This window comes from Jeotgalibacillus sp. 10bf12, from assembly GCF_055597105.1.
Genome location: NZ_CP200276.1, coordinates 1,559,977 through 1,586,250, shown reverse-complemented (window position 1 = coordinate 1,586,250; position 26,274 = coordinate 1,559,977). Strand labels below are relative to the sequence as shown.

At 39.2% G+C, this 26,274-nt stretch carries 24 protein-coding genes; 7 read left to right on the top strand and 17 right to left on the bottom strand.

From position 1 onward, the window contains the following. Positions 1 to 2: 2 nt before the first annotated feature. On the bottom strand, positions 3 to 2,096 hold the full coding sequence (locus DH10bf12_RS08350) for an MMPL family transporter (protein ID WP_471738032.1): 2,094 nt from the start codon (positions 2,094 to 2,096) through the stop codon (positions 3 to 5). 156 nt (positions 2,097 to 2,252) lie between these two features. Between DH10bf12_RS08350 and DH10bf12_RS08345 the strand changes: the two genes are divergently transcribed. Both DH10bf12_RS08345 and DH10bf12_RS08340 read left to right on the top strand, forming a co-directional pair. Beyond that, a complete protein-coding gene (locus tag DH10bf12_RS08345; RefSeq protein ID WP_471738031.1) occupies positions 2,253 to 2,483 on the top strand; it encodes a DUF6407 family protein in 231 nt (76 codons plus the stop codon). A gap of 38 nt (positions 2,484 to 2,521) precedes the next feature. Further along, complete coding sequence (locus DH10bf12_RS08340; protein ID WP_471738213.1) at positions 2,522 to 3,115, top strand: histidine phosphatase family protein; 594 nt, start codon at positions 2,522 to 2,524, stop codon at positions 3,113 to 3,115. An 89-nt stretch (positions 3,116 to 3,204) separates the two neighbouring features. On the opposite strand, the gene DH10bf12_RS08335 is transcribed toward DH10bf12_RS08340, so the two are convergent. Beyond that, a complete protein-coding gene (locus DH10bf12_RS08335; protein ID WP_471738030.1) occupies positions 3,205 to 3,798 on the bottom strand; it encodes an Imm64 family immunity protein in 594 nt (197 codons plus the stop codon). Positions 3,799 to 3,875: 77 nt separating this feature from the next. Here DH10bf12_RS08335 and DH10bf12_RS08330 point away from each other — a divergent pair, with 77 nt between their 5' ends. Beyond that, positions 3,876 to 4,328 carry a hypothetical protein gene (locus tag DH10bf12_RS08330; protein ID WP_471738029.1) on the top strand — a complete coding sequence of 151 codons (453 nt, stop codon included), beginning with the start codon at positions 3,876 to 3,878 and terminating at the stop codon, positions 4,326 to 4,328. A 116-nt stretch (positions 4,329 to 4,444) separates the two neighbouring features. On the opposite strand, the gene DH10bf12_RS08325 is transcribed toward DH10bf12_RS08330, so the two are convergent. Both DH10bf12_RS08325 and DH10bf12_RS08320 read right to left on the bottom strand, forming a co-directional pair. After that, on the bottom strand, positions 4,445 to 5,800 hold the full coding sequence (locus DH10bf12_RS08325; protein ID WP_471738028.1) for a cobyrinate a,c-diamide synthase: 1,356 nt from the start codon (positions 5,798 to 5,800) through the stop codon (positions 4,445 to 4,447). A gap of 303 nt (positions 5,801 to 6,103) precedes the next feature. Further along, positions 6,104 to 6,925, bottom strand: a complete 822-nt coding sequence (locus tag DH10bf12_RS08320) for a helix-turn-helix domain-containing protein (RefSeq protein WP_471738027.1) — start codon at positions 6,923 to 6,925, stop codon at positions 6,104 to 6,106. A gap of 428 nt (positions 6,926 to 7,353) precedes the next feature. Between DH10bf12_RS08320 and DH10bf12_RS08315 the strand changes: the two genes are divergently transcribed. Further along, entirely contained in the window at positions 7,354 to 7,545 is a 192-nt protein-coding gene (locus DH10bf12_RS08315) for a Spo0E family sporulation regulatory protein-aspartic acid phosphatase (protein ID WP_471738026.1), read from the top strand. A 167-nt stretch (positions 7,546 to 7,712) separates the two neighbouring features. Here DH10bf12_RS08315 and DH10bf12_RS08310 read toward each other — a convergent pair whose 3' ends face one another. Together DH10bf12_RS08310 and DH10bf12_RS08305 are read right to left on the bottom strand one after the other, a co-directional pair. Next, the gene (locus DH10bf12_RS08310; protein ID WP_471738025.1) at positions 7,713 to 7,958 is read right to left on the bottom strand and encodes a hypothetical protein; all 246 of its coding nucleotides are present in this window, start codon (positions 7,956 to 7,958) and stop codon (positions 7,713 to 7,715) included. Between the two features lie 120 nt (positions 7,959 to 8,078). After that, positions 8,079 to 8,303 carry an NUDIX domain-containing protein gene (locus DH10bf12_RS08305; protein ID WP_471738024.1) on the bottom strand — a complete coding sequence of 75 codons (225 nt, stop codon included), beginning with the start codon at positions 8,301 to 8,303 and terminating at the stop codon, positions 8,079 to 8,081. Positions 8,304 to 8,451: 148 nt separating this feature from the next. Between DH10bf12_RS08305 and DH10bf12_RS08300 the strand changes: the two genes are divergently transcribed. The 3 genes from DH10bf12_RS08300 to DH10bf12_RS08290 all read left to right on the top strand — a co-directional run bounded on the left by DH10bf12_RS08300 (position 8,452) and on the right by DH10bf12_RS08290 (position 11,004). Further along, the gene (locus DH10bf12_RS08300) at positions 8,452 to 9,267 is read left to right on the top strand and encodes an MBL fold metallo-hydrolase (protein ID WP_471738023.1); all 816 of its coding nucleotides are present in this window, start codon (positions 8,452 to 8,454) and stop codon (positions 9,265 to 9,267) included. A gap of 69 nt (positions 9,268 to 9,336) precedes the next feature. After that, positions 9,337 to 10,299 carry a helix-turn-helix transcriptional regulator gene (locus tag DH10bf12_RS08295; RefSeq protein WP_471738022.1) on the top strand — a complete coding sequence of 321 codons (963 nt, stop codon included), beginning with the start codon at positions 9,337 to 9,339 and terminating at the stop codon, positions 10,297 to 10,299. 72 nt (positions 10,300 to 10,371) lie between these two features. Then, positions 10,372 to 11,004 (top strand): type 1 glutamine amidotransferase family protein, encoded by a 633-nt coding sequence (locus DH10bf12_RS08290; protein WP_471738021.1) that lies wholly within the window; start codon positions 10,372 to 10,374, stop codon positions 11,002 to 11,004. Between the two features lie 108 nt (positions 11,005 to 11,112). Here DH10bf12_RS08290 and DH10bf12_RS08285 read toward each other — a convergent pair whose 3' ends face one another. From DH10bf12_RS08285 to DH10bf12_RS08235, 11 genes are all read right to left on the bottom strand, one after another. After that, on the bottom strand, positions 11,113 to 12,087 hold the full coding sequence (locus DH10bf12_RS08285; RefSeq protein ID WP_471738020.1) for a LacI family DNA-binding transcriptional regulator: 975 nt from the start codon (positions 12,085 to 12,087) through the stop codon (positions 11,113 to 11,115). A 357-nt stretch (positions 12,088 to 12,444) separates the two neighbouring features. After that, positions 12,445 to 13,155, bottom strand: coding sequence for a hypothetical protein (locus DH10bf12_RS08280; RefSeq protein WP_471738019.1), 711 nt, complete (start codon positions 13,153 to 13,155; stop codon positions 12,445 to 12,447). 15 nt (positions 13,156 to 13,170) lie between these two features. Beyond that, positions 13,171 to 14,655, bottom strand: coding sequence for a dGTP triphosphohydrolase (gene dgt, locus DH10bf12_RS08275; protein ID WP_471738018.1), 1,485 nt, complete (start codon positions 14,653 to 14,655; stop codon positions 13,171 to 13,173). Between the two features lie 217 nt (positions 14,656 to 14,872). Beyond that, complete coding sequence (locus DH10bf12_RS08270; protein WP_471738017.1) at positions 14,873 to 19,429, bottom strand: hypothetical protein; 4,557 nt, start codon at positions 19,427 to 19,429, stop codon at positions 14,873 to 14,875. Between the two features lie 217 nt (positions 19,430 to 19,646). Next, positions 19,647 to 20,498, bottom strand: a complete 852-nt coding sequence (locus tag DH10bf12_RS08265; RefSeq protein ID WP_471738016.1) for a DegV family protein — start codon at positions 20,496 to 20,498, stop codon at positions 19,647 to 19,649. 163 nt (positions 20,499 to 20,661) lie between these two features. Next, complete coding sequence (locus DH10bf12_RS08260; protein WP_471738015.1) at positions 20,662 to 22,437, bottom strand: acyl-CoA dehydrogenase family protein; 1,776 nt, start codon at positions 22,435 to 22,437, stop codon at positions 20,662 to 20,664. Between the two features lie 19 nt (positions 22,438 to 22,456). Continuing rightward, positions 22,457 to 23,512, bottom strand: a complete 1,056-nt coding sequence (locus tag DH10bf12_RS08255) for a phosphotransferase family protein (RefSeq protein WP_471738014.1) — start codon at positions 23,510 to 23,512, stop codon at positions 22,457 to 22,459. Beyond that, positions 23,509 to 23,922, bottom strand: coding sequence for an acyl-CoA thioesterase (locus DH10bf12_RS08250; protein ID WP_471738013.1), 414 nt, complete (start codon positions 23,920 to 23,922; stop codon positions 23,509 to 23,511). The genes DH10bf12_RS08255 and DH10bf12_RS08250 overlap by 4 nt, the downstream gene beginning before the upstream one ends. A gap of 15 nt (positions 23,923 to 23,937) precedes the next feature. Next, on the bottom strand, positions 23,938 to 24,816 hold the full coding sequence (locus DH10bf12_RS08245; protein ID WP_471738012.1) for a 3-hydroxyacyl-CoA dehydrogenase family protein: 879 nt from the start codon (positions 24,814 to 24,816) through the stop codon (positions 23,938 to 23,940). A 66-nt stretch (positions 24,817 to 24,882) separates the two neighbouring features. Continuing rightward, complete coding sequence (locus tag DH10bf12_RS08240; RefSeq protein WP_471738011.1) at positions 24,883 to 25,446, bottom strand: TetR/AcrR family transcriptional regulator; 564 nt, start codon at positions 25,444 to 25,446, stop codon at positions 24,883 to 24,885. A gap of 52 nt (positions 25,447 to 25,498) precedes the next feature. Continuing rightward, positions 25,499 to 26,272, bottom strand: coding sequence for an SDR family oxidoreductase (locus DH10bf12_RS08235; protein WP_471738010.1), 774 nt, complete (start codon positions 26,270 to 26,272; stop codon positions 25,499 to 25,501). Between the last annotated feature and the right edge of the window lie 2 nt (positions 26,273 to 26,274).

Here is a 26,274-nt window from a genome sequence, read left to right as displayed (position 1 = left end):
TTTTATACTTTCGTCGTCTTTTCCTTTTCAAAAAACAGAATCAGCGCCGGTAACAACACACCCCTTACAAGGAATGTATCAATTAAAATCCCGATCGCAACGATAAAACCGAATACGAATAAGTCAGCAATCGGCATCGTCATCAGCGCTGCAAAGGTTGCAGCTAAGATCACACCGGCTGATGATATGACACCGCCAGTTGATGCAATGGAGCGTTTTAAAGCTGGCAAAATTGCATCCTTCTGACGTTCCTCCATAAAGCGTGACACCAATATAATATTATAGTCGATTCCGAGCGCCACAAGGAAGATGAATGCATATAGCGGCACCCGTGTACTGATCGCCTCATAGCCAAATAATACATCAACTGCAAAAATACCGATTCCAAGCGCTGCTGTAAATGACAGCAGAATCGTCGCCATCATGTAGAGCGGCATCTTCCATGACCTTGTCATAAAGAATAGCAGTACGATAATTAAGACTGTTTCTGCAATCACGATTTTGACAATATCCTGATTGTTTATATTCTGCTCATCTATTAATTTTGGCGTCATGCCTGACCAGTATACCTCAGCATCATCGTATTCACTTCCCTCTGCTCTCATCGCATCTACGGCATCCATCGCCTCTGTCGTATAAGGATTTAACGATAGTGCAACGGAATAACTGACAGCTGACCCATCATCTGTTTCACTTCCCTGACGGAAAGAAGCGATTGTTTCTTCATTTGCCAGAAACGCTTCAAATGAAGTACGTGCGCTTTCACTTAAGCCGTCCTCCCCTTCCAATACAACCGTCATTGGAGCCAGCTGCCCTTTATCAAACTGGGACTCTACAATTTCATAGCCTGCCCGTGAAGGTAAATTCTCAGGAAAAGATTTGACCATATCAAACTCATATTCCAGGTTAAATAAATTCAGTGAAGCAACAATCAGTAATACAAGCACCGCTCCACCTGACACATATGAACGGCGCGTAACGATTTCAGCAATACGGGACCACAACCCTTTTTCCTGCTTCGGCTGCCTGCCATACCACGGAACATTCGGCCAGAAAGCCTTACGTCCGAACAAGGTAAATAAAGCAGGTACCAGTGTGACAGAGGCCATGATGATCACGAGCATTGCTGTACTGAACACCGGTGCGAAGTTCTGATAATCACGGAAATCCGCCATAAATAATACAAGCATCGCAGCAAGAACGGTTGCCCCGGCAAAGAAAACCGGCTTTCCTGTTGCTCTCATCGCGACTGCCATTGCTGTATGCTTATTCTCATGCTGATAAAGCTCTTCTTTAAAACGCGAGAATACAAACAGAGAATAGTCGGTTACAGCAGCAAATAGCAGAATACTCATTATGGAAGTCGTTGCATTATTGATCTCAAGGCCGCCTGCTCCAAGCAAGCCAATCATCTGGTTCGTTACCTGATAGACAATCGCCGTTGCAAGCAGCGGAATGATTGCAAGCAAAGGTGAACGGTAAATCAGGATTAATAACACTAAGATAATGCCAATTGTCGCAAGTAATAAAACAAAATCAGCTTCCTCAAACAATTTTAACGTATCACCTGCGATTCCTGCAGGTCCTGTCACATAAAAATCAAACGCATTCTGCTTTTCACCGTATGTCTGACCGATTGATAGAATCTCATCATTAATCCTGCTGTATTGGTCACTTCCAATACCGGAGTCAAGCTCGATCGGAAAGATAAACGTCTGACTGTCTTCAGAGAAAAACCCTTCCAGTGCCTGAGGCGGAAGAACGGACAGATCCATGATTTCCTGCACACCAGTCAGGTCTGCCTCTCTGATCTCATCAAGCACAGCCTGAACATCAGAAACCTCTATCTCCTCCCCGGCATCAAACACCAGGATCCCCGGTGTCGCCTGATCATCCGGGAACAATTCCTTCACTTTATTTTCTGCAATGATACTCTGCGCGTCATCCGGGAGCGATTGAAAGCTTGCACTCCGGTATTCAGATGCAGCCGGCCCCGCACTTAAAAGGACGGCTAGCGCAACCCATGCGATCAATGTGATCCACATGCCTTTTCGTGCGGACACGAAATCTGTGATTGACTGTAAAATCCGATTCATTCTGTCACTTCCTTTTTCGTCTTCACAGTGCAGTCTACACGGTGAATATAAACGGAATATAAACTGTGGGGAAAAAAGGTCCGTGTTTGTGTCCGGCTATAGATTTCCTATACAATTGCACTATATGTAAGACTTCATGTTAAAGGAGTGCACCTCATGAACTTTGAACAATTTGCGAAAAAACACTGGCAGGGATATCTTGATTCCTTTATAAAAGAGGCACTGGATTTTTATCAGATGAAATCCCATATGGAACAGGAAGAAGAACCTCATCTCTACCTGGACTCGATTGCAGAAGAAAACATGTTAACGAGACTGGTTGAGGCGACTGATCAATACGCGGATATTGAGGCAGCTTTTGATGGCCGAGTCACAAGGAATTATTAAGAAGCTAATGTATTGTAAATAAAAAGGAGCTGAATGTCATTACTTCGATTTCGATTATCAGACACGGTGAAACTGATTGGAACACAGAAGGACGTCTTCAGGGGGCCACGGATATCCCGATCAACAAAACCGGGATCCTGCAGTCAAAAGAATGCGGTCAATTTTTACAAAACGATCAATGGGATGTACTGATTACAAGCCCACTCCAACGGGCCAAAAAGACGGCTGAAATCATCAATGAGGACCTACACCTGCCACTTGTTATCATGGATGAATTCTCCGAGCGGTATTTCGGGGATGCGGAAGGTATGACGCGGGAGGAAAGAATGATCGCTTTTCCGGATAAAGAATACCCTAACCAGGAAAAGGCGGATATTCTTCAACAGCGTATTCTGACAGGGCTGCAGAAAATTCACGGAAAATACGGGGATAAAAAAGTGTTAGTCGTTGCGCATGGGGCCATCATTGGTGCAATCTTATCCATGCTTTCAGGCGGTGAAATCGGTTCAAGAAAAACAAGATTAATTAATGGCGGGATCACGACCATTGATTTTGCAGAAGATCAGTGGCGGATTAGGGAGTATAATCAGGTTGAACATCTTTCTGCATATAGTGAGAGAGGGAGAGTTTGAGTTTATCTGATCTTTTAGGGTCAGATAAACTCTGTCATTTACAACATAAATGAGATGACTCTCAGGCTCAACATTGTGCTAAAAAAACGTTAAATATCGATATACTCTATCCTCTGTTCCTGATCTGATAGACCATCAATTGCATTTTCGCCATAATAAATTTTTAATCTGCTTTTAACCGGAATCACACTTACAGGATATGAGTGATTGTTTATCATCAGTGTTTTGAAATCGTTGGGATGCTTCTCAATTTCAATCTCATGACCGATAAATGAATAACCGTATGGAACTTTCTGATACAACTCAATTAACCAGTCGACCATTTTACTTTGCGTATTCAGTACATGACGAGTGAAAACATCTTCCCAGTTAACACTAAACAGAAAACCAAAGAAATGATCTTCTTTATGAATGATCAAACTCAATTCATGAATACCGGCATTTAAAAAAGCCCCTGATAACGTAAAATTAGTATAATTGCCTGACAAACTACTCTGATGAATCACGTTGTTTTTAATCTGTTGCTCCACCCATTCAAATCCATCGATGTCTTTGCTATATTTAACATGATGAAAGCTGCTTCCTTTTTCTATCAGGTCATTTTTAATAGATTCAAAGACCTCTGGCAGTTGCCCGGAGTAATTAAAGACAATCCCAATGTTTATATATCCACCTGTCCCCAAACCTTTTCACCTCTTACTATATTAATTTTTAATAGATCGCATTAATTTCTAAAATTATGATAGGCGGTGAACCCAATATGAAACTTCCTGATGGCGTAACTGGTTTTTACGATTCAATAGCCAGTCCACTGCCACAAGTGGATGTGAAGACCTTCAAAAAACAATGCTTTGACTTTGTATTTCACAACAATGGGAAGCTAATTGATTGTCAACCGTCTCACTACCCTTCAAATTTTCATTATGCTTATGTTGAAGTTGCTGGACATTATTTTTATATCTTACTTAATCAGCATTACCCATACCTTGCATGTGCTTCGGCAGTTGGAGATGGGAATATACTGTTTATGAACGAGTCTACCGTTCATCAGTCATTCTCTACATTTTATCAAATACTGGATACAAAACATCTGAATAGCCGATATGACCAGCAACTTTTACAGCAGTGGAATCTGAACAAAGCTGAATTAAAGCAGATTTCGTACTGGAAACCCGCTACAATCGGCCAGATTATTTTTAATCACTGGGATTAACGAACCTTTTAAACGGTTCCCTGTAAACGGTTCCCTGTGTCAGATACAATTCCCACACAATTTTGTTTGATTATATAAATAAGTTAAATTGTGTGGGAATTGTTTTCAACACAGGGTTAGGGTTTACATTCACTCAAAAAATTCTCCAGCACCTCTGGGTTAGAGGCAAAATGAATATGCGTATATCCCGCCACAACATTCTTATACAAATATCCTTCTTCTCCTGAACCAAAAATGCTGTTTACTTGATATGCACTGGGAATTTTATCAGTAGGCTTAAAAGTCGAATAGTGAAATTCATGACCGCGTATTTGCGTTTTTTCCTTCACAATTGGATTACCTGCCGCTCCTGTGATTTCACGATAGCCAATCGCAGCAATATTCAACTGCATCTCTGTCTTACCAGGCAGCACCGCGGCCATTGGATAAGTCTCTTCCTCAACGTTCGTGATTGATTCGGACAAATACATTAATCCTCCGCACTCTGCCAGTACCGGTAGACCTTTTTCAATGGCGTCTTTAATCGACTGTTTTACTTCATTATGATCTGCCAGCTCTTTTAAAAACTGTTCCGGAAAACCTCCGCCTAAATAAAGTCCGTCTGCTTCAGGTGGAAGCACCTCTCCTTTTAACGGGGAGAAATAAATAACTTCAGCGCCAAATGCTTCAATCAATTCAAGGTTCTCCTGATAATAAAAATTAAATGCCTGGTCATAGGCAACTGCTACTTTGACGTTCATGGAACTTCTTTGTTTGAATAAGGAGCTTTCAGTTGTCACAGGCGACTGCTCGCTCATCTGATAAACCTGGTCAAGATCGACTGTCTCTGCAACAGCTTCCCCTAACCTTTCAAGCTGTTCATTCAGTTCACCACGTTCAATTGACGGCACTAGACCGAGATGCCTCTCCGGCATATGAATCTGTTCATTGTCAGTCAGATATCCGCAGACTGGAACGCCGCATTCCTGCTCCACCGCTTCTTTAATCAGTTTATAATGACCTTCGCTTCCTACTCTGTTGGCAATCACACCAGCGATATTTACGTCCGGATCCAGTAGCTGAAACCCTTTAACAACTGCGGCTGCACTCCGGGCCATGGCAGAGCAATCAACGACCAGAATGACCGGGCAGTTGAGTAAAATGCTGATTTCTGCAGCGGATCCCCGGTTGGAAGTTGGTGACTCTCCATCATAAAGCCCCATCATGCCTTCAATGATCGACATATCCGCACCTTCACTTCCTTTGACGAAGATTTCCTTCATCACGTCTGAAGTGAGCATCCAGCTGTCGAGGGTCCGGGAAGGACGATTCGTGATCGCAGTGTGATAAGCAGGATCTATATAGTCAGGACCGCACTTGAAGCCCTGAACAGATCGATCTTTTTTCATAAAAGCTGCCATTAACCCGAGTGTGATGCTGGTTTTGCCAACACCGCTTGATACGCCTGCGATGAGAATTCGGCGGCTGGTCACAACTGATCACCAAAACAAATCATTCGCGATTGGATGTTGAATACTAGTGAATCTAATCTTTGCCCTTTCATCGTTTTTCCTCCTGTATGTCAATTTTGTCTTCATTTTTCTATAAATAAATTATAATGCAGAATTTATTTGAAATCACAGGTTATCTATTTCACTACTTTTCCTTGAGACAATCAGTCTTCAATATTAAAAATCCGGGCAGCGACGACTTCTCACTGCCCGGATTTTTATATAAATGATTGACTCATCATTGATCACAAATGTTGATCACCGTTGTTGTCACATTCACATTATTCAAGACTCCTGATCTTCCAAACGGTGGGCTACAGATAACACCTTAGCATGCTCACTGTAGAATGGTGACATGACCAGTTCCTGATCAGTCATGATATAGTGAAATAACTTCATGACCTGAATATACTCCTCTGCAGTTACCTTAGATGCATCAAAGGAACTGACCAGAAGCCACTCATAATCTTTCAGCTCTTTGCTGCAGGTTTCAACAAATGATTTGATATAGTAAAAAGAATCTTTTCTATCTAAGGAAGTATCATTGATCCACATACTGAAATATGTATCAGGCTTTACTTGTTCCTGTATAAATGTAAAGAAGTGCTGAGGAAGTTCATCCGTGCTGATATTATGCGGAAAAAAATGAACATATTTTTCTATTTTACTTTTTGGAAGCAAGTATTGTAACTCATTGATGATGCTTGAATTGTTTGTGTATTGGTCTATGATGATGCAATGAATGTTCTGTTCTGCTTTTGACAGGATAAATTTAATCTTATTCTTTTGAGATGCCTCATGATTGCTGTAGTGGTACATGACATAACCATTTTTTCTGGATCTTAAAAAAGAAAACCCATCATGATTGAGATGTACCGTTTTTTTCAAGGGGGAACTTAAGTCTCCAAAATAAATATAGTCCGTAAAAAACCTTAAAAAGTTAAAGTCTAATACTTTTGCAATATTCTCAGCTACTGATGGGCTGGGGTCGCGCAAGCCGTTTTCCAGTTGAGAATAATAGGACCTGTCAATGAAAGATTTATCTGCAACCTTTTGTTGAGTAAGCCCAGTAGATTTCCTTAGTTCGATCAACCATTCCCGCTTCATTCTATCCCCCGATCCCCTCTAAACATTAAAAAGTCCAAACACGTCATTTAGACTCATGTATTCAATAAAACATATATTGAACCGCTAATTCTATGGTAATTAAAACCACCATGATACTCGTCTCATTTAAGGATGGCGAAAAACCATCAACTAATGTTTCATTAAACCATATAACGACACGTGATTGATCGATTGTGGCAAATAGAAACATTGAAGATGAATTGTTACAAATTGCCACATGATTGGATGAAAAATATGTAGAATGATGATGGAATAGTTATTAAAATATGTAAATAGGTTATTTGAAATATGTGTCAGTTTCTATAAAAAGAGATTTATATGAATGTATGATTTCTCTCTACATACGATTTTCACTGATGTTCCACATGTTGTATCAGTTTACGTCTAACTTTCAAGGAGCTACTCACATGAACAAATCTGAAAGTGAATTAGAGATGAATATCCGTTACAAACGCGAAGCCATGATCAAGAGCGGATTATCAAACGGTCTCATGCACACAGAAACGCTGAAGCTAAGCCGGGAACTGGACCAGTTAATTTATGAATCCCAAAAGAGAAAACAGCGGGCTTCTAAGCGGGATACGATGCAGGAGATATGAATAGTGATTGAAAAAAACCATCGTGAAGGAGTTTTCGATGGTTTTTCTTTATCATATCTTTATCATATTCAGTATAAGGAGAAAATTAAGCGGAATTAATTACGCACATTGTAGTTCAACAAGATTAATCTCAATACAGCGTATCGGAGAATTGTATTGTACTTCCTTTAGTATACCATCGTTAGTGTTGAAAAGATCAAAACCAGACTCAAAGTAAATTTAATGTGAGCACTATACTTAGGGGAGCCTTGTTGTTTCTCAAAAGAATGAACATAGCTTATCAGTAAACTCATACCGATAAATAGTAATGCAAATCCTATCTTGTCATTTTGAAGCAACAAAGCTTTCAAAGCCATATACCCTATTAGAAAATAACCAATGTATCCCATCACCATTTGAATATCCTGCTTCATATCTACACCCCTTTGTCGTTATGAGAGAAAACAATTATTCATTAAATAGTACAGTATAGAAATCCGTCATTTTGAGGAAATCGGTTCTTGCGTTTAAGTATCCAGTTAGTTCAATAAAGATTACCTTTTCCCTAAAGAAAAACCATTAAATAACCTTCCTCCATCTCTTTGTAGACAATCTTCATGTTTTTCACCGTGTTCAATTCCTCCACCAGGAAGAAAGTGATTTTTACTTTGAACCTGAACCACTGCAATCTTATCTTTATTAGAATTGAATATCACACCATATACGGCCGGTCTTGTTATGTAGGTCTTTCCGTTTTCTTTTTCTCCGAATGTCAGCATTGTCTGCACTCCTTTATACGGGATGATGCTCCAGATCAAATTAATTCATTCATTTATAAAGTAAATCCTTTCCTTATCTTACACTATATTCTTGACCGGAAAGACCATATAATGGATTAGACTATACGCAATTTGGAGGTTATGAACAATGGGAAAATATATTTGTATCACATGCGGTACACAGTACCCTGCATCTTCACATCCACCAGAAGAATGTATGATCTGTGAGGAAGAAAGACAATACATCCCTCCTGCCGGGCAGCAGTGGACGACTTTGGAAAAGATGCAACAGTCGGGCACATACTCAAATCACTTTGTTGAGGAGCAAAAAGGCCTGAAGAGTATCACAACCAGCCCTGAATTCGGAATTGGACAAACGGTATACATAGTAGAAGAACAAGGCTTCAGACTTTTATGGGATTGTATGGCTTACATAGATGATCAGACCATCACCCGTATAAATGAGGAAGGCGGTCTTGATGCGATTGCGCTCTCCCACCCTCACTACTACACAACGCAGGTGGAGTGGGCTGAAGCATTTAATTGTCCAATCTACATACATGAAGACGACAGACAATGGGTGCAGGAGCCAAGTGATCGCATTATTTACTGGAGTGGTGAATCGCTTGAGCTCTCAAAAGGATTGGCCCTTCACAGACTTGGCGGACATTTTGATGGAGGTGCTGTTTTGCATTGGGCAAAGTCTGACGGTCAGGCTGTCCTGCTAACTGGTGATATCATTCAGGTTGCGGCAGATCGTCAGTGGGTCAGCTTTATGTACAGCTACCCTAATATGATTCCGCTGCCGGCAGAGACAGTAAGAGATATTGCTTTAAAACTGAGGCCTTTGAAGTTCAGTGAATTGTATAATGCATTTCACAGAGAAGTAGCCGGGCAGGCGGATGTTGCTGTGCAGCGGTCGGCCGAGAGGTATGTTGCGGCTTTGGAGGGTCGGTTGATTTAATTGAAGAACATAATATATTTAGTATTCTTCATCATATAGAAAATGAAATTTACATAGAGGTGGAATTACATGCCTAAAACCGACAACATGTTAGCGATTCTATGGATGCTTCGTTCAGGTGAAAAAATGACTGCGAAGCAAATTTCAGAAAAGCTGGAGATGAATATAAGGACTGTGTATCGTTATATTGATACGATTTCAACAAGTGGCGTACCGATCGTTTCAGAACCAGGACATAACGGTGGATACTCTTTATTAGACAATTTTATCGAGGCTCCTCTCTATTTTGATTCTGAAGAGCAGACTTCCTTATTTCACGCTGCTGTTTTTGCAGAAGAAGCCGGATACTATGGAGGTGAAGCACTAAATAGGGCCATTTCAAAACTGAGTAAACATTCAAATCAAGAACAGGAAATAAAGATAAACCAGCATTTAACCAGTCTTGAAGTAATCAGTCGATCAAGCTCGCACGCTACGGAACTTTTTTTGAAGGAATTGGAACAGGCTGTAACTGACGGGTATTCAGTAAAAATTCTTTACAATAAAAGCGGCGTAAAGGATTCAAACGATAGATTGGTCGATCCGTACAAAATGATCTATTGGAATCATCAGTGGTATGTGATTGGTTATTGTCATCTTAGAACGGATATCCGCAGCTTTAGAGTAGACCGAATTGAAGACCTTACCCTAACCGAAAATAAGTTTGAACGGCCGGAAGATTTTTCAGCAGGTGACTATTTTACAGAAAGCCTTCTTCCGTCTATAGAAAATAATGAAGAGGTTATTTCTCTGGTTATTACCGGGGATAAAAACGTATTAGCTGACATTTGCCAGCATTGGTATTTAGGACATTATTTACAAGAACGAACTGACAATCAAGCAGTTTTTCTTCTTGAAAAAGACGTGATAAATACATATGTACCTTATCTACTTTTACCATATAATCAATCTATCAAAGTGATAGAGCCAATCAGCCTTAAGGAAAGACTAGTTGAAGTTCTATCGGAATTAATAAAATTTCATCAAGTATGACCACTTCCCTGACGCTAACTGTCAGGGAAGTTTTATTATACTGGCTATATTAAGTGATTGGAGTGTGATTGGATGCAAACGAAAAAAGCTTTTTTATATGTCTTTAACACAATGTCAGACTGGGAATATGGATATTTAATTGCTGAATTAAACTCAGGCAGGTATTTCAAAAAGGATTTATCACCTTTAAAAGTAATAACAGTAGGAGCTAATAATGAAGTCGTTACAACTATGGGAGGGCTAAGCATAAAACCGGACATTTCCCTTGATGAATGTTCTTTTGAGAGTAAGGATCTTTTAATCCTGCCGGGAGGGACTACGTGGAGTGAAGACATTCATCAGCCTATCCTGGAAAGAATTGGCCAGGCTTTAAAATATGGCACAATTGTTGCCGCAATTTGTGGTGCGATTGAGGCCCTCGCGAATATGGGATACCTAGATACAAGAAAGCATACGAGTAATAACTTAGAATATACCAGGATGGTGTGTCCTAACTATAAAGGAGAAAAGTATTATGAGTTGAGAACTGCAGTGTCTGATGAAAATTTAGTTACTGCATCAGGAATAGCTCCTCTGGAATTTGCGATGGAGGTACTGAAAAAATTAGAAGTATTTACACCAGATACATTGCATTCATGGTATAACCTGAATAAAACGCATGAAGATGAACACTTTTTTCAGTTGATGAGTTCAATAAGTAAATGAAGTAACTAAAAAGCTCAATTCCTCTATTTAGATTTGTAGAGAAGTTGAGCTTTTTAAAAACACTACCTGTGTCAGGTACAATTCCCACACAATTTTATTTAATTATTTTTAAGTAGACTTCCTCTCAACCAGCGTATATGGAAGTTCAACCGCATGTTCTTCTAACAGGTTTCCATTGAGTAATGAAATCACCGTTTTGACAGATCTGTAACCAAGTTCTCTGGCCGGCTGGTCAATGGTTGTGATATCAAGTGCCTGTGCAATTGGCTGATTATCAAACCCAAGTACTGCAAGGTCTCCGGGTATATCAAGTCCAACCTTTGCTGCTGCAATTATGATACCCGCTGCGAGCTGGTCACTCCCTGTAAAGATCGCATCCGGACGGTCTTCTGATTGTATGATCTGCTTCACGATCTCCTCGCCATCCAGTATTGAATGAGAGGTCGTGTAGACCCATTTCGCAGCCATACCGTAATCCTCGAGTGCCTGCCTGCAGGCTTTTTCGCGATCGCGGGAAACAACACCCGCCGGCGGAGCGATACAAATCGCTATTTTAGAATAGCCCTGATTCACTAAATACTTCATGCCGTCATAGGCGCTATTATAGTGATTCATGTAAATGGACGGCGCATTTGAATCAAGCTCATATTCATGACAAAGCACAACCGGTCCGTATTGTGTGATCGGCGATATTAAATCCCACGGTTGAATTAACTCAGAGATGACAATCCCGTCAACCTGTTTTGTCTTCAGCATATTCAAATACTCCTGCTCCTTATCTATGCTGTTTTCCCTCTGACACAAAATAAGATGATAATGCTCCTCTAATGCAGCTGCTGACATGCCTTCAATTAATTTACCAAAGAAAGGGTGATCAATGATTGGCAATATCACAGCAAGCGCATTTGTCTTTTGCTTCTTCAGATTCACAGCAGACGCGTTCGGAATATAGTTAAGCCGCTCAACTGCCTCACGGACAGCCTGTCTTTTATCTTCTGAAACATATGGATGGTTATTTAATACCCTGGATACAGTCGTCACAGTGACACCGGCTGCTACAGCAATATCTTTAATAGTAGGCAACTTTGTTTCCTCCAGTTTTTTTACCTTGTACTGATTGCGAATAGACACATGTGTCATTACGATACTTTTGTGATTGATTTCATAGTAAGAGTAGTACTTATTTTAAAGTGTTTCCTTTATCAGATGCAATCCCTACACCATTTCGTTATATAAATGTATTAAATTGTGTGGAAGTTGTGTTCAACACAGGGTTCAGGTTTACATGTATTGTGAGTGAGGAATGGATACGTAAATATATGTATTTAAGTAACTTAATTCTAGACTCTAATAAAAAGTCAGCTTCTCCGAGTGAGAAAGCTGACTTACATACTCAAATTATTATATTAAAAAAGGCTGTTAATGAGTTTAAAACTTAACTTATAAATATAAAGGTACGTTTGCTTTTAATTCATCAATTTCTTTTTCCCAATAAATTTTATTTTCACCATATCTCTTCTGTTCTATTTTCTTTAATTTTTCTAGTCCATTGATATAACTCGGTTGATCTTGAAACCATTCTTGAATATAATTCTGTAATTTCGATGAAAATTCCATTGTGTATTTATCTTTAAGGTTATAAGCTCTCATAATATTTAATTCTGGAAATGGATTATCAGAAAAAACAATATCAATACATCGTGTTTTCATTCCATTATCGTAAAACTCTTTCATTAAGTCTTGTGTTGTCAAATTATACACAAGCCCATCAATGTTTAGAAAAACTGTTTCAGGAAGGTTCTTTACTGAACATTCAATCTTGTGTTCTTTAAATGCCCAAGTGTCTTTCAATGCCCAGAAATCAAAAGTGAATTCATCAATAAACGCTTTAAACCCTCCAAATTTGTTTCTTTTATAGTTTATTCCGAATTTGTTTAATTCTTTTTCAATCCAAATACTATTCTTGTCTTTTAGTACTATATCGATATCTCTAGGTAAATTTATGAATTGATTATCGAAATAATCTCTAATGGTCCCACCAAACAATATTAGCTCTGAATTTTCTTCAAAATCCCATAATAAGTTCCTAGCCTTCTGAGATTTATTAATCATGGAAAAAAAATCAAATCTAATTTCAGGGTTAGTTGCCACCTAATCACCACTTCCTTAAGGTAATTTAACGCCACTTAGTTTTTGATGTAGGTCTACAGCAAACGAGTCAGTCATCCCAGAAATGAAGTCCGTAACTAACAACAATCTTTCATAGGTAGTCAAGTCGTTAAAGCTTGTTTTTTTCTTGCCAGTACTATATTCTAACATACTTACATGAAGGAAATTATCTGAGATCATTTTTATAATTTTTTCATTTTTACCTTTACTCTTTATATTCCCTTTTTTATCTACATCAATCTCAGCTAAACAAGCATCAACAAAAATGTCTAATAAATCACTGATCACTTTATCCCCTACTAATTCTAAAGTCAAAACTTCTTTACAAGAAAAACAGTCAAATGCCAACGATTTTAGCACTTCAATGATGGCTTCAGCTTTTTCGTCACCGTCTAATAACTCACCTTTAAAAGTACCTTCCATTATTTTATGATAATTGTTAACAAAAATCCTTTTTGCTTCTGTAATTAATATTCCTTGGATCCATACTCTAAAATTTTGAACACTAATTAATTCAGGATTAGGAACCTGCTTTTTAAAAGTGCTATCATGTTTTTCAATTATTTTTTGGTGGCCTGGAAGATCTAAAGACTCTAATTTTTTCATAACTTTATGAAATTCAATTTCCCACTTGATAACATTTTTCTTGACGCCGTCTTCTACATCAGCACCTCTATATGCAATATCATCCGCAGCCTCTAAAAAAAATGTTAAGGGATTTCGCCCACCACCTAAGTCTATAGTTTTTGAAATTACTTCTTCAGCGATATCCCTATCTTTTTGTAAATATCCAAATTTGCTTTTATCATCTCTCAATTCTGAAGACGACCATGGATATTTAAATAACACTGATAATGTTCCATAGGATAGATTTAATCCATACTGATCGTTTAAAAATTGAAGTTTAGTTAAAATTCTAACTGATTGAGCATTCCCATCAAAATTTAAAAAGTCGTTTTTTTCTGCATTTGTCAATTGATCTAAAAAATAGTTAATTGAATAAATTTCTTTATCTTCTTTAGTTTGTTTTTTTCTTTCTTCAGAATGAATTTTGAATTTATTTGCGAACCAATTTTTAATTACATCTTCTCCGTAATGTCCAAAAGGCGGATTTCCTAAGTCATGCGCTATCCCTGCTGAAGCTAATATTGCAGGAATTTGTCCAATTTTCTTTTCACTTAATTTATTATTTTTCATTAACCAATCTTCCAACCATCTTCCAAAAGACCGGGCGATGCCCGATACTTCCATAGAGTGAGTTAATCTTGTTCTTGTAAAATCATTTTCTTGAAGGGGAAATACCTGAGCTTTATCTTGTAAGCGCCTAACTGAAGATGATGAAATCAACCTATCAAAATCTTTCTCAAATTCATTTCGATGATCTATTAAATTTTGATCAATATCTAACTCGTTATTTTTCGAGCCTTGACTTTGTCTCTTTCTTTCCTCGTTCAACAAAATATCCCATTTAATTCTCGCCAATTTTATCACCTTTTCAATTATATTTAATTTTTCTTCTTTATAAAGATGATGATGAAGTAATTATAAGTAGGAAATTACTTCACCATTATAAAAGGTATAAACAATTTTATAGAATGTTTTTACACCTATATACAAATATACAATTCGACAAATATTAACTTTCTCCTTTAATCTTTATATAAAATGAAAATAAAAAATTATTTTAAAAACACTTTTTCTACCTCTGCATCATCTCTCTACTCAATCTCCTAACAGATCCGATCTGCTTCTCAAACATTAAATCCCATACGTCCAAACACTCTTGAGCAATCTCTTTCATCTGTGAGGAATTTTTGTTTGAAACTTCATCATATAGTCCAATAATTAACTTAGAAACATCATCCTGTATTCCCCATATTTTATTGTATTCTTTATTTGTATCGCTTATTAATTTATGACTCAATGACAAGATTATGTCTTTATAATCAATGAGTGGCTTTGACTCCTTTTCTAAATATCTAGTAAAAGAGTAGACCAATCTTCTACTTAAATTAGAACTCATGATTTCTATTAAAAATTCTTTATCTCTTTCTAAATCAATAAGGTCATTGATAAATAATCTGGAAATTGGTATTTCTATGTCTAATTTACTTTCTTTGAATTTAAGAAGAAATTCTTTAGACTGTTCACTATAATTTTCCTTATTAAAATACAACATCATCATTTGTAAAATCCCATCAGCTTGTTCTTTGCTCATTTTGGCGACAATACTAATTTCTTCATTGAATTCATTTTTCAAGATATACATTTCTGCCAGGCACTGAGCCCCTCTTTGAATTAGCAATTTATCGCCACAATCATAAGCCTGCTTAATTATGTTCAGTACAACTTTCCTATATTCTGAATACAGTAAAAAAAACATATTTCTTGAACCTTGGAACCCTATTAGCCTAAAATCTTGTTGATACAATCTAATTATTTGTTCTGAGGCCCATAATCTTTCAATATTGTATGCTGGCCATAATGCAAACAGGGTTGCTAGTTTCACTTGAGGATTAGGGTCTTCAGCTAATAACTTGATAGTTTCTCTAAACATTTTAAAAAGTTTAGGTTCGTTCCATAAAAGGTGACCAATAGCCCGAGCTGCTTTCCCTTTCACACAATTTATTGCATTACTATGTAACAGATCGAAACTGCGCATATCTTTGTCATCATTGTTAGTTATTCTCGGTTTCCCGAGCTCAGGATCTTCATGATTTAATGCAATGTCATTAAGCATCAGGAGGATTTCCTCTGACCAACTTACACCTTCTCTCTGCATTATAATGTCACATATATAACTTGCTCTTTGTGACTTATAGTTATATTTATAATCTAAAATCATTGTTTCAAGTAAATCTAAAGGTACCTCGTTAATATTTTTACTGTGAGCTACTCCGCTAAAAAGAGAATCAATATACCTAGGCAATATTTTTCTATGTTTGAGAACTAAATTAATCATCCTTCTAGGTTCATTAGATACTATACTTCTAAAACTGCTTGAGAAAGCCTCAAGCGAGTTTTCTATAATCTCATCCGGACCCTTTTGCCAATGAGAGTTTTGTTTCTTCCCGATTCGACTATTTGTTAGTATACCGATCCAATTATTATCATTTAATTTTTTTCCATCAACAGGAGAACTTACCGTTCCACCATAACCCTCAGAATATTTATATAGACTTCTCTCTCCAGAAAACCTTCTTTCCAGTACAGTTAGTAATTCTTTAGATTGCTTACCTAATCTATCACTTGGCAATTCCTTTAAAATCTCCTGTTGCAAATCTCCCCAGAAGCTCCAGTATACTTTATAGTTATTCGGGCCCCTATTATGTTCAACTCTGCCTTTATATAACTCCTTGCTGTAAGAAGATATATAGGAGATAATAGCTTTTTCTAGAAGAAGAAAGTTATCCTTATCGCAGTATCTGGAGTGTTTCTTTAAAACTTTCTTAGCAAGTAATAATTCATCACCATTACCGCTAGCATCCTCAAAAGCATTTTTTTCTAAATCACTAGAAATATAATTTATAATCTTGTTGCTCTCTGAGGTTGGCATTTCATATAAAGCTGCTAATATAATTTCGTTATGCAAGCCAACACCTGTATTAAAAAAGCTTTGATATTTAATCCAAAATACCTCAGGATCTGCTTTTATCATATTTATATTCGCTTTTTTTATAATTTCAATAGCTGTTCTTTCTAAGCTTTGTCTTTGAAATGAATACCTACCAGACCATTCACTTATATTAAAACTTTCGATTTCTTTAGTAGGGATAAATGGAAGTAGAATGTCTAAGATATCTTCACCTTTATTTACAAATATTTCAGACTCATCATCTAAGAACTCATCGGCATATTTTTTAACACGGTTACTATTTTTTTTAAGTTCGTGTTCCAATAAAAATGCAAACAACCTAATTGTTCTCATTTCACAATTATGAAACATCTCTTTAAAGTTGAAATATGTGTCTGCCCATTCAGGATATTTTTGATATAGTTTCATTCTTAATTCAAACATTTCATCTGAATCTTGGTTTATATCATTATTAAAACAACGAACTAAGAGTTGATCATCCTCTTTAGCAATAAATGCGTACCTCTCCATAAATTTAACATCATCAGCATCATAACTCGGAGACATACTAATCAATAAGTTATATACTTTCTTGTTTTCCGAACTATGCACCCACTCATCTAGAACTCCCTTATCTCTAAGTAGCCTAATGTAATGAACCTTTGAATAAACAATATTGTTAATGATATGTGGTCCGATATCTTTATCATTACAGTATTTAAGTATAAAATTGCTAATATTTTCATCCATATCTTCAACTTGATTTAAGACTTCATAAAAAACAAATTTAACACTATACCTGATATCTTCAGAGAATAAAATATTCTCCCCAATATTTAAAAATTCCTCACTATCAAATTCAATTAGATTTTGTAAAAACATCTGTACTTGGTATCTTCTTCCCGGTGTCTGTCTTTCTTTAGGACCTATTACTTCAATGATATTTTTATTGTTATATAATTGTCTTTGCATTTTCACAGCTAGAAAACAATCTAATATAGATTGATGTGCAAAAGAAACTTTATTTTGTTGATTAATAATGAATCCATTTGAAGACAGAAAATCTATATGCGATTTATTAACATTCATTATATTAAGTGGAATTGACAATCTGCCCATATTATCAAAGTATTCAATTATTTTATCCTTTGTTTCATTTATCCCATCTTCGCTCAAACCTGACTCATAACTTTTTACAGAAATTTGGTCCCACCACTTTGAGACTAAATGGCTCGCAGTTGAACATTCATTGTAGTCAATGGATTTATCTAAATTCATCCAAATATAAAGATTGCTTGGGACTCTGAGCATTTCTTTTAATTTTCCAGTTAGGTTTTTATATTGATTACCTACCAAATCACTTACTTGTCTTTCCGGCAATTTATTTACTTTAACTTTATGCCACTTGATAAATTTATTATCATTATGATTTTTTCCAAATAGCGATTTTATATTATTGTCATTTTCTAAATCATAAGATCTACATATAACGACAATAGAAATATTATATTCTCTTTCTAAATTTAATAACTCTACTTCACGGATCAATTGAGAACAAACTAATATCGCATCTCTCGAGTGAGCCTGAGTCCACCTAAGCGCATCTAACTGATCAAGTATTAATACTGCTCTCTCAGTTTTTGAAATACTATGCAAACAATGAGCAATTGACGCAGGTAGACCTAACTCCTGTCCCCATAACTCAGCATTTCTACTGGGTACTTGCTTATCTAATTTAATTGCTAAATGCGGAATACGTTTTTTATGACAGTAATCAACAATATCTTCTGCACATCCGCTTTTACCTCTTCCAGCATTACCATGAATTATCAATGAACTTCCTGAATCAATTTTCTCTCTACAAAGAAAGAATTCCCCTCTCTCAATCATTTCATTATTAAGAGGATGGAAAAATTGTTTAAATTGTCTATTTAAATCTTCAATTTTTGGTGCAATCCGATCGTCTAATGCCAGATTTTTTAAAGTGATTTCTTTTTCTCGAAAAAAATTATATACAACTGATTGGGTAATTTTTTTACCCCATAGGTTTCCCTCTACCACCCAAGAGACTAAGGCATTATATATATCCTCTTCATTTCCTATGAATAAATAACTTATCTTTGAAAGAACAATATTTTTTAATTCCTCATCTGGTGTTTGGCGATAGGCAATCCTATTTAAGTAAGAAATACACCTAATTAAATCAACTTCTTTTTCAGGATCTAGGCTCATTGCTTTGCAAAAATATTTAAAAAAACTTTTAAATTCTTTGCTAGCATTATTCACTTGGTATTGATAAAAATCCTCAGGTTTGTCATTAGTATTTGAAGCTCTCTTTATCAAATCTTCTAAAAATGTAAAGTTAAGAGGAGAAACTAGTGACACTGTATTAATTGGTTCTCGTTCTAAATGAAATTTCCAGTTTTCAAATATACCTCTACTATTGGCGCTCCCAAAATCCCAGTTTTCTTTACTAGCATTTCTCCCCTTACATTGCTGTCCTTCTCTTGTTCCATCCTTTTTTCCAACCCACAAGTCAATTCCTCGTTCATCGTCTCCTAAGGGCTCAAATGTCACATAGTCTATTTTTTCTTCAAGAACATGAAGAATCTGATTAACTGTCCATCTTATTTCAAATTTATTACCATTTTTATCAGCTCTACCTGCCAATTCATTTGGCATGAAATACACCCCCAGGAGTTCAATTAAATGATAAATCCCTTCTCTAAGAAACATGAAACTTTAAAAAGGAATATTTTTGATATTAATTCCATGGTACCACAAAAAAGCTTTCTCATTTGATAGAGGAAAGCTTTTCTAATGAATCTCACAAATGTATTTTATAACTACAGAAACTTCAGCTATCTTCACTTATTCTTTACTTACTTTATTGGATTTTTCATCTCTCTAACCCCGCAACCCCAAATCCCCCAGGCCCTGAATGCGTCGAAATCATCCCACCAGCCTGAATCCATCTCACTTTTTTAAATCCATTCTCCTTCGCAACCTCATCCATCCGCTGCTTGATCCCTTCATCAAGACCAATCGAATAAATTAGATATAGCTGCTCCCGGTCAATATCAAACTCTTTTAAGTAATCACTAAAAAGCTTCTCAGTCGCTCCGCTCATTTTTCCGCGGTATTTCTTTGTGGAGACGAGCTTTCCATCTTTTAGTTCGATGCACGGCTTTATTTTCAACAGTGCGCCGATCAGGGAAGCCATGTTGCTGACGCGGCCTCCTGCTTTTAGGAATTCAAGGCTGCCTGGGATGAAGGCGAGTTTTGATTTTGGAACGACTGCTTCTATTTTTTCGATTAAGCGGGCTGGTTCGATGTCAGGTTCTTTTTCCAATAAGTCAGCGGCATATAAGACAACTGCTGCTAATCCTCCGGTTACGTTGAGCGCGTCGATCAGGTGGAGGTCTTCGAATTCTTCTGCAGCGATGACTGCGTTTTGAAAGGATGAGGATGCCTGTGATGTATAGCCGATATGTATGATGGTGCTGTCAGGGTTCTGTTCTTTGATTGATGTGAAAAACTCCTGGTACTCGTGAATATTAGTGGCGGTGGTGGAAGGTATTTTCTTTGTGCGGTCATAGTAGTCATAGATGTCCTGGACTGGTAAAGAGCCGTCCAGATAATCTTTTCCGTCCATAATGATGTGCATCGGAACAACTTGCAAGTTGTACTTTTCAACTAGATCCTTCGGCAGGTCGGCGCCGCTTTCGGTTGATAGGATGATGTTACGCATGTGAACTCCCCCTTGGTTGTTTGTAGCGTTTGTTTTTCCAGTTATTGCTTTAACTATACAGGAGATCAGCTGATTAGTAATGTGACAAATATAATCTTATGGAAGAAAAAGAACTCCCTCTCATCTATATGAGAAAGAGCTCTTCCGTTTCAAATGAATCGATTTAACAAACAAACTCACCCTTCTCAAAAAGCCGATCCGCAATCCCACGATTCTTCTCAACCAATCCGCCAATAGAACTAAACCGGCTGCATGCCCGCACTGTAAAAGCGATCATCTCTTCCCGCTTCTCACCTGTGCACACATTCCCGGCAATCACCCGCGAAATCCGCTCTGCATCCCACATCGCGCTGCCAAGATACGTTCTCATCAGATCAACTTTCAGCGATTCCTTCTCTTCTCCATTTTTCATAACAGCCTTTTGCGTTCTTGCTACCGCTGACTCTGCTGCGAACAGTAAAATCGCCAGGTCTGCAAGATTCATCAGTGCTTCCTGCTCCTCCACTAATGACTCACCGTATACTTCATAGACAAGTCCCGCGTTAACCAGAAACAGATTTCTGATCGTCTCAACTGCCGCCCGCTCCTGTGTCAGCACACCGTCTTTCCCTGGCGCAATGTTACCAAGTCCTTTAAAAGCCTCCTGCACACGAGCAGCCAGATCCACTTCACCCTTCATCACTTTTCTGAATAAGTGTGTCGGGATCAGCAGGCGGTTGATTTCATTTGTGCCTTCAAAGATCCGGTTGATTCTTGAATCGCGGTACATCTGCTCAATGCCATATTCCTGAATAAATCCGGCGCCGCCGTGCAGCTGCAGTGCTTCATCCACAACAAAATCAAGCGTTTCTGAGCCAAACACCTTACACACCGCACACTCAACCGCGTATTCACCCATCTGCTTGCCAATCAGCTTATAGTCAAACGTCTCAGCTAAGTCACCAAGCGCATCTTCAATCAAGCTCGCCGTCCGGTATTGCAGGGAATCTGCTGCGTAAATGCGGGCAGCCATCCAGGCGATCTTTTGCTTTGTCGCTGGGAATTCAGCGATTGCCCGTTTGAACTGCTTGCGCTCTTTTACAAATCCGATCGTTTTCTTCAAGGCGGTTTTTGAAACCCCTGCACCTGCAGAGCCAAGGTTGAAGCGTCCGAGATTCAGTACGTTCAGCGCAATGACATGCCCTCTGCCGACTTCCCCTAACAGGTTTTCAACCGGCACGAGGCAGTCTTCAAAAATGACTGACCTTGTAGACGACCCTTTGATCCCCATCTTCTTTTCCTCAGGTCCCAGTGATAATCCCGGGAAATCTTTCTCCACGATAAATGCTGTGAAATGCTGGCCATCAACTTTTGCATAAACGATAAACGTGTCTGAGAAGACTGCATTCGTAATGTAGAGTTTCGTTCCGTTTAATACATAATGCGTTTCTTCTTCATTCAACACAGCTGTCGTCTGGGCAGCTAGTGCGTCTGAGCCGGCATTTGGTTCTGTTAAGCAGTACGCACCGATGTATTCACCTGACGCAAGCTTTGGCAGGTACTTTTGCTTCTGTTCTTCAGTGCCAAAGTACGTAATCGGGAGTGTCGCAATACACGTATGGTTGGAATGCGCCACCCCGTAGCCGCCGCCTGACCCGATCATTTCACCGACAATGCCTTTACTGATTTTATCAAGTCCAAGCCCACCGTACTTTTCAGGAATGCTGTGAGCGAGCAGACCGAGTTCTCCTGCTTTTCGCATGAGCTCAGGTACAACTTCAAATTCCTGGCGTTCAATCCGTTCAGCATAAGGGGCGACTTCCTTTTCAAGAAACTGTCTGGCTGTCGCACCGATCATTTTGTGCTCCTCTGTCAGATCCTCTGGTGTGAAGATCTCCTCTGGGTCAGATGAGGTATATAAATAGCTGGCCCCTTTATGTAGTACAGTCCGTTTTTCCATTTCAAAAACCTCCTAGAGTTTATTCTTCAATTACACTTGCGCCGTGCATGAGTAACGTTTTAACAAACTGATCAAAATGAGCAAACCGCTTATCGTTTGTCTGTCCTTTTTGATAACGGAAGTAGATCTGCTGGCAGATGACGGCAAGCTTGAAGTAGGCAAATGTTAAATAGAAATCCATATTTGATACGTCGCGTCCGCTCTTTTTTGCGTACGCTTCAATGAACTCTTTTCGTGTCATAAAGCCTTCATTTACTGTGACTGATGGCTTACCTAATCCATGCTTTAACAGATGCGGGTCATCATGCTGAATCCAGTAGCTCATCGCAGCACCCAGATCAGCTAGCGGATCACCGACCGTTGACATCTCCCAGTCAAACAGCCCAACCATTTCAGTTAAGTCGTCTGTGAACATTGCGTTATTTAATTTATAATCGTAGTGAATGACTGTCGGCGCCTGACTCACTGGGATATTATCCATCATCCACTGCTGCAGCCGCTCAGCCTCAGGAATATCATCTGTCTTTGCACGCTCATATCGCCCGATCCAGCCGTGAACCTGCCTTTCCATAAAGCCGTCCGGGTTGCTGATGTCAACAAGCCCCGTTTTCGTATAATCAATTGCATGCAGCTCCACCAGCCTGTCGACCATCGTCTGTGACAGTCGTCGGCAAATCTCAGGCGTGACTTCTACGTCTTCCGGGAATGACGTATCCAGCACAATCCCGCGCTTTCGCTCCATGATGAAAAACGGACTGCCGACAATTGATTCATCATCTGAAAAGAGAATCGGCTTCGGTGCAGGTGAGAACAGCGGCTGAAGCTCTGATAAAATCTTAAACTCACGATTCATATCATGTGCTTTCGGTGCAACCGGTCCGAGCGGCGGCCGTCTGAGTACCGCTTCCCAATCACCAATCGACAGCTGGTACGTCAGATTTGAATGGCCTGCCCAGAACTGTTTCAACTCAAGCGTTCCGTCTGGCAGATCCAGCTTCCTTCGGAGAAAGGTTTCCAATACACTAAGGTCGAGTCCTTCTCCTTCTTTTACCGCGATTGTATCCGTCTGCTTCATACGCGTCCCTCCTCAGCGACGAGATGCTGTTCAAGCTCCGATCTCATGTCATCCGGAATTGCCGCGCTTACCTGGTTGTCAAAATCAAAATACACGACAACTGCATTCCCGACTGCAATCAGGATCCCGGTCTGTGCACAGGACACCCGGTGCTCAAGCTCAAAGCTTTTCGTGCCAATGCGAGTCACATAGCTTTCCACTTTTAACTTTTGATCAAAATAGCCCTGACTTTTAAATTCACATTTCGTTGAAGCAAGGATAAACCGCCAGTCTTTCACGTCCATACCGTAGCCGAGTGAGGCGATAAACTGAACGCGCGCTTCTTCGAAATAGATAAAATAACTCGTATTATTCACATGACCTAATGCATCTGTCTCACAAAATCTGACCGTCACTTCATTTGTATACATGCACCTGCACCCCTTTTATTTAGTCACTGCTTTTTTGGAATAGTCATAGAAGCCCTTACCTGTCTTCCGGCCAAGCTCACCTTTTTCTACTTTTTCAAGTATGCACGCAAAAGGTTTGTCTGTCGGATCACCCGTCTCCTGATAGCGCTGCTCCATAACAAACTGCGCGACATCAAGTCCTGAGAGATCCATCAATTCAAGCGGTCCGATCGGGTGGTTCAGTGCTTTTTTACAGATCAGATCAATGTCTTTAAAATCTGCGATGCCCTGTTCATACAGTGCGACCGCTTCTTTTTGCAGCGCGCCTAAAATGCGGTTTGCGACAAATCCTGAGATCTCTTTTTCTAACAGCACGCCCGTCCGGTTGATCTCTTGGCACACCTCCATCGCAAGTGCAGCCGTTTCATCACTCGTCTTATCGCTTTTCACGACCTCAACCAGGTCCATCACAAGCGGTGGGAAAAAGAAGTGCATATTGACGACTTTATCCGGACGCCCGGTTACGTCTGCAATCAGGCTGTTAACGATCGTTGAGCTGTTTGTCGCAAAAACTGTGTGAGGAGACGCATAGGCTTCAAGCTTTCTAAAGACTTCTCTTTTTACAACGAGCTTTTCTGTCACTGCTTCAATGACAAGGTCTGCCTGCTTCACGGCTTCTTCTATTTCCTGAGAAAAACGTAGACGTTGAAACGCTTTCATTTTATCATCCTCAGAAATTTTCTCTTTTGATACCCAGCGGTCCATAATAGCATGAAGTTTTGATTCTGCGTCCTGCAGTGCTTTTTCGTTAATATCCTGAATGACTGTTTCGTACCCGCCAAGCGCACACAGCATGCCAATCTGATGTCCCATGCTTCCTGATCCAATCACCGTTACATTTTTCACTTCGCTCATGTTGCTTCCTCCTTTGTACTGACCGGTTGGTATGTTTTCTGTAGTAAAAAAGGAGAGATCTCTCTCCTACAGCTCAATTCCTTTTAAAATCATATCTGTAAATAAACGCGCTACTTCTTCCTCAGACTGATCACCTTCAGGGTTGTACCACTGGTAGCTCCAGTTGGCCATGCCGAGTACGCCGAATGTTGCGATTGACGCATTCAGGTCTGAACGGAACTCACCTTTTTCAATGCCTTCTTTGATCAGCTCTTCAATCGTTAGTCTGAACTGGTCGCGCTTTGGAATAATCTCAGCAAGTCTTTCTTCATTCAGGTTCCGCATTTCCCTGAAAAACACTTTTGCACTGGCACCCTGCGTTTTAATATTGCTGATCAGCATATGCACCATGTCATAGAGCTTTGTTTTACAGTTTTTCGCTTCATCACTCATGATCTTCTCCTGCTGATCAAGCAGATCATTGATATAGCGCAGCTGAATATCCATCAGCAATTGTTCTTTACTCGAGAAGTAATAGTAAAACGTCCCCTTCGTCACGCCATTTGCGTCTACAATATCCTGAATGGACGTTTCACTGAAACCCTTTTTCTCAAATAATCGTATGCTTTGTTCTGTAATTTTTTCCTTCACTGTCTTCACGCCTCTGTTTTTAAAAGTATGGGTAAAATTATATCATATGCCCCTACATTGCATGCGTGCCGCCATCGACAATAATTACATCCCCTGTCACGTAAGCAGATGCTTTTGAAGCAAGGAATAACGCTGCTCCCTTCAGATCATCATCTGACCCGAAACGCTTCATCGGTGTCACTTCCATGATCGGGTCCTTCCCCTGATCAATGATCGCTTTTGACATCTTCGTCGGGAAAAAGCCCGGTGCAATCGCATTGACGTTGATATTGTGCCTGCCCCATTTCACAGCGAGGTCCTTTGTCATTGTAATGACCGCACCCTTACTTGTGTTGTAGCCGATCGTATCCATCACTCTCGGATCCGTACCGCCAAGGCCTGCAACAGATGCAATGTTAATGATCTTCCCTGACTGTTGCTCAATCATTTTTCTCCCTGCTGCCTGGCTCATTAAAAATGTGCCCGTTACATTCACGTCCATTACCTTTTTCCACGCTTCAAGCGGCATCTCTTCCGCACGCGCGCCCCATGTTGCCCCGCTGTTATTCACTAAAATATCAATTGAACCAAATTGTTCTACCGTCTCATTCACTACCCGCTCCGCATCAGCCGGGTTCGAGATATCACACTGCAGCGCAAGTGTTTTGACCCCAAGCTTTGCTAAACGGTCAGCAACTTCCTGACACGCCTCAAGCTTTCTCGAACAAATGACCACATTCGCTCCAGCTTCAGCAAACCCTTCAGCGATCTGCTCACCCAGTCCGCGGCCGCCACCTGTCACTAGCGCTGTCTTCCCTGTCAGATCAAACAATTCCATTACCTTCATTT